The organism is Deinococcus deserti VCD115 (genome assembly GCF_000020685.1).
Lineage (GTDB): Bacteria > Deinococcota > Deinococci > Deinococcales > Deinococcaceae > Deinococcus > Deinococcus deserti.
The window spans coordinates 1,597,839-1,614,818 of sequence record NC_012526.1; the positions used below are offsets into that span (position 1 = coordinate 1,597,839).

Annotated in this window: 14 protein-coding genes; 9 read left to right on the forward strand and 5 right to left on the reverse strand. The window is 61.1% G+C overall.

From position 1 onward, the window contains the following. Positions 1–80: 80 nt before the first annotated feature. Complete coding sequence (locus tag DEIDE_RS07610; protein WP_012693368.1) at positions 81–329, reverse strand: hypothetical protein; 249 nt, start codon at positions 327–329, stop codon at positions 81–83. A gap of 1,874 nt (positions 330–2,203) precedes the next feature. On the opposite strand from DEIDE_RS07610, the gene DEIDE_RS07620 reads away from it, so the two are divergent. From DEIDE_RS07620 to DEIDE_RS07630, 3 genes are all read left to right on the forward strand, one after another. Further along, complete coding sequence (locus DEIDE_RS07620; RefSeq protein ID WP_012693370.1) at positions 2,204–4,891, forward strand: DUF11 domain-containing protein; 2,688 nt, start codon at positions 2,204–2,206, stop codon at positions 4,889–4,891. Positions 4,892–5,821: 930 nt separating this feature from the next. Then, on the forward strand, positions 5,822–7,711 hold the full coding sequence (locus DEIDE_RS07625; RefSeq protein ID WP_012693371.1) for a glycoside hydrolase family 2 protein: 1,890 nt from the start codon (positions 5,822–5,824) through the stop codon (positions 7,709–7,711). Positions 7,712–7,882: 171 nt separating this feature from the next. Beyond that, positions 7,883–8,989: a nitric oxide synthase oxygenase gene (locus tag DEIDE_RS07630; RefSeq protein ID WP_041227175.1), complete on the forward strand. Its 1,107-nt coding sequence runs from the start codon at positions 7,883–7,885 to the stop codon at positions 8,987–8,989. A gap of 44 nt (positions 8,990–9,033) precedes the next feature. Here DEIDE_RS07630 and DEIDE_RS07635 read toward each other — a convergent pair whose 3' ends face one another. From DEIDE_RS07635 to DEIDE_RS07650, 4 genes are read right to left on the reverse strand one after another with little or no spacing between them, the layout of a single operon-like run. Further along, a complete protein-coding gene (locus tag DEIDE_RS07635; protein ID WP_012693373.1) occupies positions 9,034–9,432 on the reverse strand; it encodes a barstar family protein in 399 nt (132 codons plus the stop codon). Beyond that, positions 9,429–9,929, reverse strand: coding sequence for a guanyl-specific ribonuclease (locus DEIDE_RS07640; protein WP_012693374.1), 501 nt, complete (start codon positions 9,927–9,929; stop codon positions 9,429–9,431). Before DEIDE_RS07640 ends, DEIDE_RS07635 begins: the two co-directional genes overlap by 4 nt. Then, the gene (locus DEIDE_RS07645) at positions 9,926–10,927 is read right to left on the reverse strand and encodes a heme-dependent oxidative N-demethylase subunit alpha family protein (RefSeq protein WP_012693375.1); all 1,002 of its coding nucleotides are present in this window, start codon (positions 10,925–10,927) and stop codon (positions 9,926–9,928) included. The genes DEIDE_RS07640 and DEIDE_RS07645 overlap by 4 nt, the downstream gene beginning before the upstream one ends. A gap of 45 nt (positions 10,928–10,972) precedes the next feature. Continuing rightward, entirely contained in the window at positions 10,973–11,800 is an 828-nt protein-coding gene (locus DEIDE_RS07650) for an undecaprenyl-diphosphate phosphatase (RefSeq protein WP_012693376.1), read from the reverse strand. Positions 11,801–11,866: 66 nt separating this feature from the next. Here DEIDE_RS07650 and DEIDE_RS07655 point away from each other — a divergent pair, with 66 nt between their 5' ends. From DEIDE_RS07655 to DEIDE_RS07680, 6 genes are all read left to right on the forward strand, one after another. Then, the gene (locus tag DEIDE_RS07655) at positions 11,867–12,658 is read left to right on the forward strand and encodes an aminoglycoside phosphotransferase family protein (RefSeq protein WP_012693377.1); all 792 of its coding nucleotides are present in this window, start codon (positions 11,867–11,869) and stop codon (positions 12,656–12,658) included. Positions 12,659–12,852: 194 nt separating this feature from the next. Next, on the forward strand, positions 12,853–13,608 hold the full coding sequence (rpsB, locus tag DEIDE_RS07660; protein ID WP_012693378.1) for a 30S ribosomal protein S2: 756 nt from the start codon (positions 12,853–12,855) through the stop codon (positions 13,606–13,608). 136 nt (positions 13,609–13,744) lie between these two features. Continuing rightward, positions 13,745–14,539: a translation elongation factor Ts gene (gene tsf / locus DEIDE_RS07665; protein WP_012693379.1), complete on the forward strand. Its 795-nt coding sequence runs from the start codon at positions 13,745–13,747 to the stop codon at positions 14,537–14,539. 104 nt (positions 14,540–14,643) lie between these two features. Beyond that, positions 14,644–15,351: a UMP kinase gene (pyrH, locus tag DEIDE_RS07670; RefSeq protein WP_012693380.1), complete on the forward strand. Its 708-nt coding sequence runs from the start codon at positions 14,644–14,646 to the stop codon at positions 15,349–15,351. Positions 15,352–15,430: 79 nt separating this feature from the next. Beyond that, a complete protein-coding gene (gene frr, locus DEIDE_RS07675; protein ID WP_012693381.1) occupies positions 15,431–15,982 on the forward strand; it encodes a ribosome recycling factor in 552 nt (183 codons plus the stop codon). 73 nt (positions 15,983–16,055) lie between these two features. Beyond that, positions 16,056–16,886: a phosphatidate cytidylyltransferase gene (locus tag DEIDE_RS07680; RefSeq protein WP_012693382.1), complete on the forward strand. Its 831-nt coding sequence runs from the start codon at positions 16,056–16,058 to the stop codon at positions 16,884–16,886. Positions 16,887–16,980 lie beyond the last annotated feature (94 nt).

Here is a 16,980-nt window from a genome sequence, read left to right on the forward strand (position 1 = left end):
CGTGGGCCGCGTGTGCGCTCTATGCTGTGGGGGAAGCTGCCCGCTTCTCTGCTCTTGCCGCCCGGTCTTCGTGCCGGGCGTCATTTATTGCCTACCCGGAGCGTTTCACGCCACGTCAGGAAGTCCGACACGGCGACCAGGAAGCGAGGTTTATCACCGCGCCCGGCGTTGTACGCGGGCAGGTCTTCCGTATGAATGGCTTCATAGATCAAATCACGGGGCAGGCCGTACCGTTTCCAGAGGGCCTGTGGGGTCAGCATCCGGTCTTCCGCTTCGATGTAGGCAGCGGGCACACCGTCCGGGCGTGCGGTCTGAGAGTTCAGCGTCATATGTTCCCCTGCACCTGCCAGGCTTCGCCGGGTCAGGTGAATGTCTGAGGGCCACGCCTTCCCAGGGGGAAGGGGCACACGTCAGGCAGGGCCGGGCCTACCGCTTCGCTACTGAGTCAGAGTCTCAGCAGCCCGGCAGACAGGTCACAGGGGGGGCACAGGGGCACGTGGGAGGCCGTGGCTTGGCATACAGGGGCCGTGGGGCACGGGTACGCCGGGCAGGGGGCCGGACGCGCCGAGTGACGTGGGCGCGAAACGCTGCAGCTTTTAGGTCACGAAGCGCTACCGCTTCGTGCAAGCGACAACGCCACAAACGCCGGGCGTTCAGGTTGGCGTATATCAGGGAAACAGTGCGCTTGTCTTTAATCAAGAGAGCGTAGGCGAGGGCATTACCAAATTCGGCAACTACGTCTGCTTCGCCAAAACCTATGAAGTGGGTCCCAAACTCTCGTATCTCGGCACCCATTTCTACAATTTTTTTCACTTCTTCGTAGTGGTTACGTGCAGCCTCTAGAGAACGAGTATCTGTGCCATCTGCGCTGCTTTCCCAGTAAGCGGGGGCAAAGCCCCGTAGACGATCATGGAAACGCTCAGAGGCTATATCTAGCGTAGCTTCCTTCCTGGCCCTCTGTGTCTTAGGGGCCATGAGTCCGGTAAGGCCCTTTCGCCCTTCCTGCTTCCGGCAAGCCATCAGCGCCGCGTAACTTAGGTCAGACAGATATTCCCGCTTGGCTTCTTGCCTGCCTTCCCGACTTGCACCACGCCACAGTGTCAGAAAACCTATGCGCCGCCCGATCTTTGTCTTGCGGCGTCCTTGGGCACAGCGCACGAAGGCCAGGAAGTGCGGGCGCATGTTCAGGCGGGCCGCTTCCACTTCCAGCGGCGAAGGCGAAGGCACTTCCATGCAGGGCAGGTCTTCCCCTTCGCCGGTCTTCGTAGCCCACACGATCAGGGGGCCGCGTGTGCGCTTCGCTTCAACCTTTCCGGTCCAGTTCACCGCGTACTCTGCCCAGGTCACGCCGGACACCACACGCGCCCATTTCGAGGGCGTGAGGGTATTCAGGGAAGGGGCCGGAGTCATCTGTACCCAGCGTACACCACCGGAAAGCCCCGATCAACACAACAAAATACTGCAGGTTGTCATATAGACCTTGTGGCCCAAACGTGGCCCATTTGCCCCCGAAATATACCCTCTCGGGCCGGAAGCTCCCGGCGAAGGAAAAGGGACTTTATACTGTCCTATACGAATGCTGGCGTACTTTCCCGGAAGAGGTCAGGATACCCCCGAAATGCCTATCCGCCCTCTTTTAATCAGCGGGTTGTAGGTTCAAGTCCTACACGACCCACCACAGAAACCCCGTCTAGTACGGGGTTTTTTCCTTGTTCCAAAATATAAGGAATAGGCAGAGCGAAAGACCTTGCAGCACTGTCCGGATATGGCCCATCTGGATCATGTCAGTGCTTAGTCTGGAGTTTCTTTGCACCGCACCAGCCCGATATGACTCGGCTTCAAGTACTGCATGAGAACTGCTGTGAGATTAAAGGCAGTATAAACGGTGAGATTATCTTTATCAAAGTCTTATTCTGAAGAGTCATTCTCTTATCTTCGCCTCTAAAAGTTTAATTTTGTTTTTAAAAATTAAACTTTTTAGACGCGGAATTTAATTGCCGTCAGCTTCGAGTTATATTTTTAGGAAAAATCAAAAATAAATTATATTCATGATGTGATTCCTGCTTGTCAGGTGAGGAAGCTCCGATATAGAAGTAAGGAGTTCATCGGGGGCCACAACAAAGTTCTCACACCGACACAGGTCAAGCCACCTCTGTCGCATTTGCACTCATGGCTAACTGATGCACATCTCACGGAGGCTTATATGCATAAGAACATGAAGATCGGGATCGTTGCTTTAACCAGTGTTCTTCTTCTCGCCTCTTGCGGTGGTGGCACCACTACACCAGCTCCTGTCACTACTACGGTTGGCAGCGTTGGTATTCAGAATCCGAACGGTTATACCGTAGTCGTCAAGGACGCCAATGGGAATGTAGTTCCTTCCAGCAGTTACAACAGTCTGGCTCCTGGCACCTATTCGGTGACCTACAGCAAAGAAGGCTTTGTCAGCCAAACAGTCCCATTCACAGTTTCGGCCGGTCAGAGCGTATCCCTGGTAGCCCCCACACTGCAGGCTGTTCCCGCCAACAATGGTGCTTTCTATCTAGATGCCGACGGCAAGGTTGTGCCGATCACACGAGAAGACCTGAACAATGCCGGAACGCGCTTCGTGTTTTACGCATGGATGGAAAATGAGGCCGGAGGCATCAATCCAGCCAACCTTGGAGCCGTCACGGATCCAGGAGCGCCAACCCCCGGAGAAATGAATGAAGTGGCGCCTCTCAATACTCAGAACGTGGCGGCAGGCTACGTGGGCTATAAGACAGCGGACGGCCGTGTCTTCCCGATTGTGGGAGCAAACGTACGCTGGGACATTCTGGAGCAGACGGGCAGCGTCCGCTTTGCTGCAGCGGATGACGGCGGCCAGCCTTCCGGCGCGCCTGTGACCTCCCAGGACATCAACGACAATGCGTTGAGCGCCAACACCTACACGAACAATTCCCTTGGCAACAATACGCGTTTCCCCAGTAGCACTGAGTTCCCGCTGTACAACGTGACCGGAGTCAATACCCCGGACGTTAACGGATTTACGTGGACCGCTCTGAACCACGATCCTAATGTCACCACGCGCGCCACCGCCCGTGTCCGCGCTGTGGCTTACGTCAACGGCACCGAAATTACCAAGCGCTTCCTGGACAAGACGTTCGCCCCAAGCGCCCGCCTGACCATTACCAAGACGCCCGAAGCCCAGCAGGCAGGGTTGAACCAGGCGCGCAACTTCACCATCACTGTAGCCAACACTGGCGCCGGCCCAGCCACAGGTATCAGGCTCAATGATGTGCTGCGCACTGGCGACGGCAACGCCTACAGCATTACAGCGCCCACTGGCGGCACCGCCAACGCCAACGATGGCTTCGACGCTACGTTCGACCTCGCCCCGGGTGCCACGCGTAGCTTTACCTTCCCTGCCCAGGCAAATGCGGTTGGTGTGTACTGTGATGTCGCCTCCATCGTCAGCTACAACAACGGTGAATTTGGTCTGGTGACCCCCAACGGACTGCAGGACGAAGCCTGCCTGACCGTCACTGCTCCGAACCTGAACATCACCAAGAGCCTGGTGGACGCCAACGGCACGCCTATCGCCGACGGCATTACGGTTGCGCCAAACACCCCTGTGTTTGCCCGTATCACCGTGACCAACAATGGCAACGCGCCTGCCACGAACGTGGTCGTCACGGACGCCCTGGCCAACAATACGAACGCCGCCAACTACGCCATTCAGGGTCAGGTAACCGCCGCGCCGCAGGCAGTGGCCACCACCATGGCCGGCAATGACGGCTTCAGCACCGCTCCCTTCTCGCTGGCCGCCGGTGCGACACAGACCTTCACCTTCGCTGCTGCCGGTACGGCCGACGGCACCTACTGTGACCAGGGAACCATGACGGCCACCAGCAACAACGGCGCGGCTATTGGCCCGGTTGCTTCGCAGATTCCCTGCTTCAAGGTTGCTTCGCCTCGCCTGGCGATCACCAAGACCAACACCCAGGTCGCCGGTCAGCCACCCATCAATGCGTTGACCCCAGGAAGCAGCTACGCCAGCACCATCACCGTGACCAACAACGGCTCTGCTACAGCGACCGCTGTGGCTGTGCGTGACCTGCTCGGAAACCTCAACGGCACCTTTATGAACTTCGGGTCCGGTAACTACACCGTCAGCGGCACTGCCCAGACCGGCAGCGTGAGCTTTGACTCTGCCAGCCGCACGGTGAGCACGGTCCCTGCGACCATCAACCTGGCACCTGGCCAGACGCTGACTCTGAACATCACCAGCACCGTTGCACCCGGCACGCCTCGCGGCGAGTACTGCGACACGGGCTCGTTCGCAAGCACCAACGGCGGCACCGGGGAAGCCCGCGCCTGCGTGACGGTCACCTCCTTTATCGCTGAGCAGACCCAGCTGGTTGATACGGTCGACCCGATCCGTCCTGGTGACGCCAGCGGCACGATCGTGTCTAGCATCGCCACTGTTGAGCCGGCCAGCAACGAAGGTGCCACCAACAATGTGCTGATCTACAACTACGGTGCTCTTGATCCGGTTCAGACGACACCCGGCATCTTCAACTACAGCAATACTCAGGTCTATTACGATCCGACCCCTGTGCGTGATGCCCAGACCGGCGCCATTACCAGCACCCATACCAACCCAAGCGCCACGCTGGTTACCAACTACACGGCAAACGCAGCCTCAGGTACCGGCCAGCAGACTCTGACCTTTGCCCCAACCTTCCGTGTTGCACCCGGTGGAGCTATCTTCGTGCGCACTCAGGTGAGTGCCCCGGCTGGCACCGCCCCACGCCAGTACCAGCAGACTTTCCGCTGGAACAACACTGCCGAGAGCAGTGGTCAGGCTCAGACCAACTACAAGGCGGAATCCACCACCGTCGTTCCCTGAGGCTGGCTCTTCGCAGTCAGGTTCAGTAGGAAAATCAAGAAGAGGGCTGCCTGCAGGCAGCCCTCTTCTTGATACGACAGGAAGGAGCCCCTGATCATCAGCCAGGAACCGGCCAGGCCGGAGCTTCCCGGCTAGCGCTGCACAGCACCGACAGCCGTTCTTGTTCTCTTCGACCACGGAGGTCCAGCTATGGCGCACGCTTGTGGTGAATCCAACGTATATTTTTCCTCCAGCACAGGCGGCAGTCTTACCTGGCCTAGCGTCAGGCAAATCTGCCCTGGACCCGATTGAGGACAGACCTATGGAGGTCAGTGCACTGGTACAGGGCATCATGGGAGAGCAGCTGCCGGTCACGATCGTTCACTCAAGAGTGGATCAAAAATGGCAGATAAACGGTTCACATCTTTTACTCCGCACTCTCTGGGCTGCTAAATGAACAGCCAACAGAAGCGAGCGCTGAAGCGGTCGACTTTCAAGAGCTCGTTCCTAGATCTACCCCGCAGTCATCATCAGCAAGCCTGGTCCCAGTACCCTAAAACTGAAACACCGCGCATTCCCTATTGGTCTGTCCCGCTGTAGCCTAGAATCATCGGCTCAGGCAGACAGACACAGATCAGGCACCGCCGGCAGAAAAGACCGGTACACGCTGAGTCCTGCCAGGTAGACCCTGCCAGACCATTTCCAGAGCGGCAGCAATCAGCACCAGGCAGACCGAAAGCAAACCCCAGGTGCCCTTTTATGAATGATGTGTTCCGACCGTGAACGTTAGGAACATAGTCAGCAGCTGGTTAAGGAACCACAATAACGGGGCCAGCACCTTTTTCCTGTCACATGCTGGCCCCCCCTCTGTTCATGGACCGGCCTCAACCCCCATGGAGAGTGACGACGCATTGGCAACCGCCTTTACCCTCAACCGACTCGAGAGGAGACATGGTGAAGTACTCGACCCACCCAGAACCCATGCTGGAACGCGAAGACTGGCGCGACCTAAATGGAACGTGGCGGTTTTGTTTTGACGATGATGCCCGCTGGAAACACCCCAGCGAGGTCACATTTGACGGTGAAATCGAGGTTCCTTATCCTCCAGAAAGCCGTTTAAGTGGGATCCACGACGAAAGTTTTCACTCGGTGGTGTGGTACGGCCGCACTATCACCCTGAGCGAAAAAGAACGGAAGGGGCGACTGCTGCTGCACTTTGGAGCGGTGGACTACGTCGCAACTGTGTGGGCCAACGGCCGCATCGTCGCCCACCACGAAGGCGGACATACGCCGTTTACTGCGGACATCACGCAGCAGGCCCAGGCAGGCGAGACAGTCGAGATCGTAGTTCGGGCTCACGATAACCCCTACGACCTGGCCAAGCCCCGGGGCAAGCAGGACTGGCAGCGTGAGCCGCATTCCATCTGGTACCCCCGCACCACCGGTATCTGGCAGACCGTCTGGCTCGAGGCGGTCCCCATGACCTACATCAGGCGCCTGACCTGGACCAGCAATATGGAGCAGTGGGAAATCGGAATGACGGCCGAGATCGAGGGCCCGCTGCCCGAGGGTCTGACCCTGCGGGTCCGGCTTTACCGCGATGAAGAATTGCTGGTGGAAGACCGGTACGGGATGCGGCATGAAGAAATCGCCCGCCAGATCTCTCTCTCCGACCCAGGAATCGATGATTTCCGCAACGAACTGTTGTGGAGTCCACGGCATCCACAGCTGATCACGGCCCAGGTCGAGTTGATGGTCGGTGAGGAAGTTATTGACCGGGTGTACAGCTACACCGCCCTGCGCTCGGTCACCGTGTCTGGAAACCGCTTCCTGCTCAACGGCCGGCCGTATTACCTGAAAATGGTGCTGGACCAGGGATACTGGCCCGACAGCCTGATGACGGCTACGGATGAGGAACTGCGGCGCGATGTGGAACTGATCCGCCAGCTCGGGTTCAACGGCGCACGCAAGCACCAGAAGATCGAGAGTCCGCGCTGGCTGTACTGGTGCGATGTCCTGGGCGTGCTGGTCTGGGAGGAAATGCCGAGCCCTTACCGCTTCTCCAAGCGTGCGGTAGAGCGCCTGACCCAGGAGTGGACAGAGGTGATCGCGCGTGACATCTCACACCCCTGCATCGTGGCATGGGTGCCCCTCAATGAATCCTGGGGCGTGCCGGACCTGCCAACGAACCCGGCTCACCGGGACTACGTGAGGGCGCTGTATTACCTGACCAAGACGCTCGATCCGACCCGGCCGGTCATCGGGAATGACGGCTGGGAACACATCGCCACCGATATTCTGACCATCCACGATTATGAAGACGATCCAGAAGTGCTGCGCCAGCGCTACGCCAGCCTGGACATCACGCGCCAGACGCTGAAAATGCAGCAGCCAGCCGACCGTGTCCTGACGCTGACAGGGTTCGAGGAAGCGGGGCATCCGGTGGTCCTGTCCGAATTTGGCGGAATCGCCTATATCCCGGACCACACCAGCGGGTGGGGGTACAGCGAGTCGCAGAGCGAAGCCGACTTCCTCAAGGACTACGAAGCGCTGATGGCCGCCATCTACGAGGCTCACGGGCTGTCGGGCTTCTGCTATACCCAGCTTACCGACACCTTCCAGGAGAAAAACGGGCTGCTGTACGAGGACCGATCGCCCAAAGCCAACCTTCTGGCCCTGGCGCGCAGCACCCAGGGAAACCGCACGGCACGCGAGATGACCATTGATCCGGTGATGAATCCCTACGGTCACGCTGCACGCTGGCTGGGCCGCTATGACGGAATGCAGGGTCCTGGACAGGCACCTAAACCCAGCCAATCGGTGGAAACTGACGGCGAATAGCCGGTCTTCTTGAGTGACTCTCCAGGCTGAGACCAGGGCAGGCTGAGCATAGCCTGCCTCATCTCATTTATCTCTCGGGTACAAGGATGAGGCAGACAGGCCAGCTCTTCTGGACAATGCAGCTGATCTCTATATTTCTGGGACATTCCACTGCAGTTCTCTGGCCAGGATATGGAAGTGGAAGCCCGAGTGATCTACCGTCCCGATGTGGAAGCCGAGTCCTTCATTCGGCAATACCACGTCGAGACCCGGCGGCCGGGGATTGAAACCCGGCTGTCGGCCTGGGCACGGGACCCGGTCCTTACCGAAGAGGAACTGGCCTATGGAGCCCGTGTGGCCTGGCGCAACAGCACCCGGTGTATCGGACGCCTGCCGTGGGCGGCGCTCCAGGTCCGTGACCGCCGCTATGTGACGCAGCCAGATGAGATTTTTACGGAACTGATCGAACATCTGCGCATGGCCTATGCAGGCGGGAAAATCAGGCCGGTCATCAGCGTCTTCGGGCCGGGAGTGCGTATCGTCAACGACCAGCTTCTGCGCTATGCCGGATATGTGCAAGCTGACGGCACGGTCATAGGCGACCCTCAGAACGTAGCCCTGACGCAGTACCTGCAGAAGCTGGGCTGGGCTGGAGGCAAAGGAACCTCCTTCGACCTGTTGCCGGTTGCCATTCAGAGTGACACGGGCCGAACCGAACTGTTTACCCTTCCACAGGACGTGACCCAGGAAGTTCTGATCACGCATCCGGACTGCCCGGCCATCGGAGACCTAGGGCTGCGCTGGCCGGCCCTGCCCGTGATCAGCAATATGACGCTGTCCGTCGCAGGCCAGCACATGACCTGCGCGCCATTTAACGGCTGGTATCTCCAGACCGAGATCGCGGCGCGCAATCTGGCCGACGAGCATCGGTACAACATGCTGCCGGCTGTGGCTCAGGCCCTTGGCCTCGACACCAGCCGGCGACGCTCACTGTGGCAGGACCGGGCACTCGTGGAGCTGAATGTGGCCGTTCTGCATTCGTTTGACCAGGCTGGCGTGCGAATTTCCGATCACCATGCGGTCACCCGGCAGTTCGAGCGCTTCGCGGCGGAGGAGGCCCGCGCAGGGCGCCGGGTAAGGGGCCGCTGGTCGTGGCTGATTCCCCCACTCTCGCCGGCCACCACGCCGGTGTGGTCCAGGCAGTATCTGGATCAGGAAATCACCCCGAATTTTGTCAGGCAGACCCCAGCCTGGACGACTCCCCGAAGTGCAGCACGCTGTCCCATGCACGCGGGCTGAACGCCGCCTTAAAAAATAACGACCAGGCCCGGAAGCGCATGTGTCTACCAGTGCCGCGTGTTGCTGTCGGCCTCCTCCATCAGCAGCCAGAGGTCACGCCCCTGCTCTGCCGCTGCGCGCTGCGCATCAATCAGGACGGACTCAAGCTGTGCGCTGAGGTTGTTCCGGCGGTTCCGGAAGCGGGCATAGTCATACAGCACCAGGGCCAGACGCCTGGACGTACTCGCAGGATCCGTCAACACGTCGAACAGGGCGTCCCAGTTGTGTCCAAAGCGGTCCGTCAGCCCCAGACCGGACAGAAAAGCCAGCATCAGGCTGTCTTTATCGTGAACCTTTGAAAAGTCCACTTCCCGCACGGCCACCTGATGTCCAGCCGCCAGGATACGCACGTCATGCGGCGCAACCTGCAGGCCTGCCGGTGGACCATTGAAAATCTGGATCATGGCCGGACCCTCCTGAAACTGGCGTAGTGATCGGCCGTGTAATAACACTCGGCGACCGTTGTCTCGCTCTGTCTACCACAGACCAGCCGGCGGGCCCCACGGTCAGATTCACCAGGTGTCCGAACGGTGTACTCGCGGTAATACCCCCGTTCTGCCTGTGGCAGGAGCCTCTCGCGGTTGCCAAAGGCAGCCCCGTCCCTGCTGTACCGGAACGGCCCACCGCGGGCAATCAGCCTGAGCATCTCCCGGCCTTCAGGAGGCAGCTCACTGCGGGCAATCCAGCGCAGGCCACTGTGAGGGTCCCGCGCTGATGTGGGGGCGGGCAGGGTCGCTGGAGCTCTGCTGGTCTGTGCAGCCTGGTTCGGAGCAGCGCTGGTGGTGGTCTGTGTGGTGGCCTGGGACCCGGCAGGCGTGTCGCAACTCCCCAGAGCCGTGATGGCCAGAGGCACGAACAGGGCCAGCAGAGCGCGGCGAAGTGGCGCATGGCAGAGAATCACGTGTCTGAGTCTATGGCCTGGTCAGACAGCCAGGACAGGACGTCTTTAAGAATTGTTTCCAGTCCCTTGTAACGAATCTGGTCTGGGGTCATGCTTCGCAGCGCCCGCACCAGGGCCAGGGCCTGCTCAGCGGTAACCACAGCGTCCCTGAGGGGCGTGGTCAGCGGCCGGATCGTAAAGAGCGCGCCGCTGGCCTGGGGAAAGCCGGTCAGTGTCTGGCGCTCCACCCGCAGGAACGCATGGTCGGGGTTGAAGCGGGTGTCGGAGTGCCGGTCGGCGTCGGGAGGCCCGGCCGGATGGTGATCCAGGCGGTCACTCATGCTCAGACCCCAGGCAAAACGCACAAACGGTCCGCGCTGGATAACGGCGTCCACCAGTCGGGGTGCGGTGGCATTCATGGGGCCGCTTCCAGCGACAGGCGTGTGTACGGCTACAAAATCGCGGCCCAGCTTATCCCTGGGGTCCCAGTGCTGCGGGGACAGCACGTGCGTGGCCGCCAGCCAGTCAGCGCGCTCGTCGCGCGCGATGATCGCCAGGTCCTCCTGTGTATTGAGGCCCAGAAAGTCCAGGGCGTGAACCGCCTGCACGCCCTGGACCAGGTTCGCGTGCGGCGCCGGAAACCGGCGCACAGTCCCTACAGCACCCCAGCGGGGGTCGAGGTCAGCTTCCCAGCCGAGCAGGTCGTTGCGCAGGGTGATGCCGTTCCAGTGCAGGGCGCCTCCGCTCTCGGCGGCAAGTGTCCCGGCTACATGGGTCAGGGCCGCTTCCCGCAGGTCGGGCGTCAGTCCTGCCTCGCCCGAATACTGGTACAGGCCCCGGCGATGAGCCGCGACCTTGCTGGCAATAAAACGCGGGTATTCGTGGTCCAGCGAGAAGGTATGACTCTCGGGCCGGGCGTCCTCACGCCAGGGGATGGGCTGGACGCCCAGACGGAACAGTCCCGCCGACACGCTGTACTGGCCGTCCAGGAACGGGCGGTACAGGGTCGGCGGGTGCATAGGCTGATTCTGCCAGATGAACCTGCCCCTTGACGTGGCTGGACCTCAGGCCAGACTGCCGTTGCTCATGACCCCGGTGGCGATCAGCACCAGAATCAGCACGCCCACAGCCACGCGGTACACCGCGAAGCCCTTGAAATTATTGGTCGAGACGAACTTCAGCAGCCAGCCAATGGCCAGGTAGGCCACCACGAAACTGACCCCGGCGCCCAGCACCACGTTCAGCAGGCCAATCTCGCCAAAAATCAGTTCGCGCTCCTTGACCAGGTTCAGCAGAGCGGCGCCCCCCAGGGTAGGTACACCCAGATAGAAGCTGAATTTGGTGGCAGTGGGCCGGTCCAGCCCCAGCGCCATACCGCCCAGGATGGAACTGGCGCTGCGCGAGAAGCCGGGCCACACCAGCGCCAGGCATTGAAGCACGCCGATCAGCAGCGAGCGGCGCACGCCGATCGTTTCGATGGCATGAACCTGCGGCTGTACCCGGCGGCTCTCGATCAGCCACATCAGGACGCCGCCGACGATCAGCGCCCAGGCAACGACGCTGGGCTTGAACAGCACCGCCTGAATCTGGTCTCCGAACGCCAGTCCCAGAACCACTGCTGGAATGGTGGCGACCAGAACTCCCGTCCACAGGGTCTGCTGGCTGCGGTCATGGCCCAGATGACGGATCTTGAGAAAGTCGCGCCAGTAGTACACCAGCACGCTCAGAATCGCGCCGCCCTGAATCACCACCTCGAAGGCGTCCTTGACCTCCTTGCTCCAGGGCACGCCCATCAGGTTGCCGGTGAGAATGAGATGGCCCGTGGAGCTGATCGGCAAAAACTCCGTTATGCCTTCCACGATGCCGTAAACAATGGCGTACACCCAGTCCATCACCGCGCAAGTGTAATGCCCCAGTCCCGGCTGTAGGCGTCAGCCGAATGATGGACACTGGCCGTAATGTTCTCGTACTGGCTTGACCTCTGGTCACTGACCCCGGACGGCGCTCCCATTCACACCCCCACCAGTGACCTGCTGCCAGTCCTGCGGGACGGCAAGCACGCCATGCTGAAGGTGGCCCGCGCCGCCGAGGAGGAGCGGGGCCACCAGCTGATGGTGTGGTGGAATGGTCAGGGGGCCGCCCGGGTCCTGAAGCATGAAGGCGCTGCCCTGCTGATGGAGCGCCTGGGCTCCGGGCCCTCACTGGTCACGCTGGCGCAGGCCGGTGAAGACAATCAGGCAACCCGGATTCTGTGTGGCACAGCTGCCCGGCTGCACGCGCCTCGTGCCCAGCCGTATCCGGAGCTTGTGCCTCTGGACCACTGGTTCCGGGCACTGGAAGCTGCAGCGTCTGATGGAGGGCTGCTGGCGCGGTCCTGGGAAACAGCACAGGACCTGCTGCGCCGTCCACAGCAGGTATGCCCACTTCACGGCGATATTCACCACGGCAATGTCCTGCGCAGCTCTCAGGGACGCTGGCTGGCCATAGATCCCAAGGGCCTGATCGGAGAGCGAACCTTCGACTTTGCCAACGTGTTATGCAATCCCACGCTGGACCACGCCCGCCGCCCCGGCCGCCTGGCACAGCAGGCCACTGTTCTTGCGGAGGCTGCCCGACTGAGCCGCCGCCGGCTGTTGCAGTGGACAGTCGCCTATGCCGGACTGTCTGCCGCCTGGCATCTGGAAGATGGGCAGAAGCAACAGGCACAAAAGGTCATGGAGCTGGGCGAGATCGCTCTGGCGGAGCTCTGACAAGAGGTGGACCAAGGTCTCCCCTATTCCCAGGCAGCTCAACAGCCGGTATACTCTCGGTTTGGGTGCCCCCGTGATCCCTGCCCCCTCGCGCTCGAGCGTCGCGTGGGAGCCTGGCCCAAGAAGCGTCAACTGACGTAAGGCTGGCACGAGGACGGCAAACTCTTCCCGATCTCTAACGCTCAGGAGTCATGATGTCGTACATCAGCATGAAGCAGCTGCTCGAAGCAGGCGTTCACTTCGGCCACGAAACCAAGCGCTGGAACCCCAAATTCAAGCGTTTCATCTTCGCCGAGCGCAACGGTATTTTCATCATCGACCTGCAGAAGACCCTCAAGCAGGTTGACCGCAGCTTCGATTACATCAAAGACCTGTCCGAGCGCGGCGGCGTGATTCTCTTCGTCGGGACGAAGAAGCAGGCCCAGGAAATCGTGGAGCTCGAAGCGCGCCGCACCGGCATGCCCTTCGTCACCAGCCGCTGGCTCGGTGGCATGCTCACCAACTTCAAAACCATGCGCACCCGCATCGACCGCCTGACCGAACTCGATGAACTGTTCGAGTCTGGCCGCATCAATGACCGCCTCAAGGCCGAGCGTATCAAGCTCGGCGCCGAGCGCGAGCGCCTCCAGCGCTTTGTCGGCGGCATCCGTAAGATGACCCGTCTGCCCGACGCGATCTTCGTGGTGGACCCCACCAAGGAAGTTATCGCCGTTCAGGAAGCCAACAAGCTGGGCATCCCCGTCATCGCCCTGGCCGACACCGACTCTGACCCGGATGTCATCGACTACATCGTGCCTGGCAATGACGACGCCATCCGCAGCATCCAGCTGATCACCCACCGCATCGGCGACCTGCTGGTCGAAGCGCGCGGCGGCGGCGAGGATGTCGCGGCCGAGGGCATGGAGCAGGGCGCCCAGACCGACGAGCAGGCCGAAGAAGTCCAGGCTTAAGGCCGCACCTGCAGGACCCCAGGAGGGTGCTGTCCGGGCCACGCCGCACGGACTTCGCCCTCTTTGCCCTGGACCGCTCCCAGCGGGGCCAGGGGCCTGCACAAGCTCTTTATCTACTCTCTGGAGGTAACCAAGCATGATGGAATCGATCAAGAAGCTGCGCGAACTCACCGGCGCAGGCATGATGGACGTCAAGAAGGCCCTGTCCGACGCAGGGAACGACGAAGACAAGGCTGTAGCACTGCTGCGCGAGCGCGGCATCGTGAAGGCGGCCAAGAAGGCTGACCGTGAAGCCAAGGAAGGCATCGTTCGCTTCGTGGTGGAGGGCAACCGCGCTGCTATCGTGGAAGTCAACAGCGAGACCGACTTCGTCGCCCGCAACAGCGACTTCCAGGCACTGGTCGAGAAGCTGGCCCAGACCGCGCTGAGCGCCAAGACCAACGACGTCGAGGAGTTCCGCAACTTCAGCATGGACGGCGAGACCGTCGGCACTGTGGTGGCCGCAGCCGCCGGCAAGATCGGCGAAAACCTGGTGCTCAACCGCGTGGCCTACATCGAAGGCGACAAGGTGGCCGGGTACGTGCACAGCAACGGCAAGATCGGCGTGCTGGTGGACGTCGCGGGTGGCGACGAAACCAAGGCCAAGGATGTGGCTCTGCACGTCGCCGCTGAGCGCCCCCAGTACCTCAGCCGCGATGAAGTCAACCAGGACGACATCGAGAAAGAGCGCGAAATCCTGACCAACAAGGCGCTCAACGAGGGTAAACCCCAGCAGATCGTCGAGAAGATTGTCAGCGGCCAGATCGGCAAGTTCTACGAAGAGAAGGTTCTTCCCGAGCAGCGCTACGTGAAGGACAACAGCATGACCGTGGGACAGTACCTTGGTGATGCCAGCGTCAAGCGCTTCGTGCGCTTCGAAATCGGCGCGTAAGACCCGCAACACGGGCCCCCGCACCTGCTGTTTAACCGTCCGGCGGCCCTCTGTGGTTGCCGGACGTTTTTCTGTCTTCCTTCCCTCTTCACCGCGAGGTTCTCATGTTTAAACGCGTTCTGCTCAAGCTTTCCGGTGAGTTCCTTGCCAACGAAAACGGGTTTGGTATCAACCCCGACACCACCGCAGAACTTGCACGGCTGATTATTGGAGCCCTGGACGGCACCGATGTGGAGCTGGCCATCGTCATCGGAGGCGGCAACCTGTGGCGCGGCGCACGCAACGGCAAAGGCATGGACCCTGCCACAGCCGATTACATCGGTATGCTCGGCACGGTCATGAACGCCATGGCTCTGCAGGACGCCATGGAAACCGCCGGGCAGCCCACCCGTGTGATGACCGCCATCCAGATGCAGGCCGTGGCCGAGCCGTACATCCGCCGCCGCGCCATGCGGCATATGGAAAAAGGCCGCGTGGTCATTCTGGGTGGGGGCAACGGCGCCCCTTTTTTCACGACAGACACCACCGCAACCCTGCGTGCCCTGGAAATTGGCGCCGAGGCGGTGTTCTATGCCAAGAACATGGTGGACGGCGTGTACGACAGTGACCCACGCAAGAACCCGGATGCCCAGCGGCTTGATCAGCTGACACACCTGGAGGTTGTCGAACGGCGCCTGGAGGTTATGGACGCCACAGCCCTGACGCTGTGCATGGACAAGAACCTGCCGCTGGTGGTGTTCGACCTGTTCCAGCAAGACAACCTGCGCCGCCTGTTCAAGGGTGAACGGGTCGGCACCCTGATTCAGAGCTGAAATGCGGGCGGCGCGCCATTTCGCCCCTGGCACGCCACACGCTAGACTCCGTCCACTTCCCTGTAAGGAGACTTCCACCATGGCAGACATGAAATCCATCCAGGCCGACGCCCGCGAACGCATGGGCAAGGCCATCGAAGCACTGGAAAGTAACCTTTCCGTGCTGCGCACCGGCCGCGCCAACCCCGGCATCCTGAAAAAGGTCATCGTGGACTACTACGGTTCCACCATGCCCATCGATCAGGTGGCCAGCATCACGACGCCCGACGCGCGCACCCTGGTGATCACGCCCTGGGACCGCGGCGCGCTGGGACCGATTGAAAAGGCCATCCGTGACAGCGACCTGGGCCTGAACCCCAACAACAAGGGGGACACCATCTTTATCAGCCTGCCCATGCTGACAGAAGAGCGGCGCAAGGATCTGGTCAAAAACGCCAAGAACTATGCCGAGGATGCTCGCATCGCGGTGCGCAATATCCGTAAGCACGCTCTCGACGAGGTCAAGAAAGTCGAGGGTGTCGGCGACGACGAGATCAAGCGCGGCGAAGCAGAAGTTCAGAAGATCACCGACGAATTTATTGCCCGCGTTGACAGCACGTTCCACAAGAAGGAGCAGGAAATCCTCGGGTGAGGCGCACTGGCGCCTGGAGACGTGACCGCCGGCCAGCCCGGCGGCGCGTTCCTTGTTCTTCCGGGAGTGCTGCATGGAGACGCTGAGCACCCGTGTCCTGACGGCCGTCGTTGGCTTCGGGATTCTCAGCGTCATTGTCTGGATCGGTGCCTGGGCCATGGTACCGGCGCTGCTGATCCTGAGCGCCATGGGTCTGTACGAGTACGTGCGGATGCTCGACCGCAACGACATCGACGTGCGGCGTGTCTCCCTGGCTGTCTTCAGCATGGCGCTGATCTTCGCGAGCCTGCCGATGTGGCCCCAGACCCCGTGGGCCGACGGTTCCTGGCGTGAGGCGGTACTGACCGTGGCCCTGGGGTACATGCTGGTCATGGAAGTGATCCGGCCCGGCGAACGGCCGCTGGAACGGGTGGTCTATTCCATGTTCGGCCTGCTGTATGTTCCGTGGCTGCTGGGGTATTTCCTGATGCTGCGCTACACGCCCAACGCCGACGCCGGGCTGCTGTACTTTGCCCTGCCGCTGTTGGCGACCTTCGCCGCTGATATCGGTGGATTCTTCGGCGGCCATTATTTCGGGCGCCGCAAGCTGGCCCCGGAAGTCAGCCCCGGAAAAACTGTAGAGGGCGCGGTCGGGGGGCTGCTGTTCAGCTTCCTGACGGTGCTGATCATGACCCAGGTGGCGCAGATCTGGTCTCCCTTGGACGCGCTGCTGTACAGCATTCTGGTCGCCAGCGCCAGCCAGCTGGGGGACCTGTCGGAAAGCCTGATCAAACGGGCGCTGCGCACCAAGGACAGTGGCCGCAGCCTGCCGGGCCACGGCGGCTTTCTCGACCGGCTGGACAGCCTGCTGTTTGCAGTGCCGGCAACCTACCTGTTTTTACACATCAGCGTATTCGCGCGCTGAGAACCGATCAGGCACCGCCGCGGGATCAGAAGCAACCTTCTGATCCCGCGGTGCATTCCACACTCGCCCCGGCCCGGCTGAGGCATGCTGTAGC

Bases quoted from the DNA above. Each gene is read 5' to 3' on its own strand.
- DEIDE_RS07610 (WP_012693368.1), bottom strand. From the start codon at position 329: ATGACGCTGAACTCTCAGACCGCACGCCCGGACGGTGTGCCCGCTGCC.
- DEIDE_RS07620 (WP_012693370.1), top strand. From the start codon at position 2,204: ATGCATAAGAACATGAAGATCGGGATCGTTGCTTTAACCAGTGTTCTT.
- DEIDE_RS07625 (WP_012693371.1), top strand. From the start codon at position 5,822: ATGGTGAAGTACTCGACCCACCCAGAACCCATGCTGGAACGCGAAGAC.
- DEIDE_RS07630 (WP_041227175.1), top strand. From the start codon at position 7,883: ATGGAAGTGGAAGCCCGAGTGATCTACCGTCCCGATGTGGAAGCCGAG.
- DEIDE_RS07635 (WP_012693373.1), bottom strand. From the start codon at position 9,432: ATGATCCAGATTTTCAATGGTCCACCGGCAGGCCTGCAGGTTGCGCCG.
- DEIDE_RS07645 (WP_012693375.1), bottom strand. From the start codon at position 10,927: ATGCACCCGCCGACCCTGTACCGCCCGTTCCTGGACGGCCAGTACAGC.
- DEIDE_RS07650 (WP_012693376.1), bottom strand. From the start codon at position 11,800: ATGGACTGGGTGTACGCCATTGTTTACGGCATCGTGGAAGGCATAACG.
- DEIDE_RS07655 (WP_012693377.1), top strand. From the start codon at position 11,867: ATGTTCTCGTACTGGCTTGACCTCTGGTCACTGACCCCGGACGGCGCT.
- rpsB (WP_012693378.1), top strand. From the start codon at position 12,853: ATGTCGTACATCAGCATGAAGCAGCTGCTCGAAGCAGGCGTTCACTTC.
- tsf (WP_012693379.1), top strand. From the start codon at position 13,745: ATGATGGAATCGATCAAGAAGCTGCGCGAACTCACCGGCGCAGGCATG.
- pyrH (WP_012693380.1), top strand. From the start codon at position 14,644: ATGTTTAAACGCGTTCTGCTCAAGCTTTCCGGTGAGTTCCTTGCCAAC.
- frr (WP_012693381.1), top strand. From the start codon at position 15,431: ATGGCAGACATGAAATCCATCCAGGCCGACGCCCGCGAACGCATGGGC.
- DEIDE_RS07680 (WP_012693382.1), top strand. From the start codon at position 16,056: ATGGAGACGCTGAGCACCCGTGTCCTGACGGCCGTCGTTGGCTTCGGG.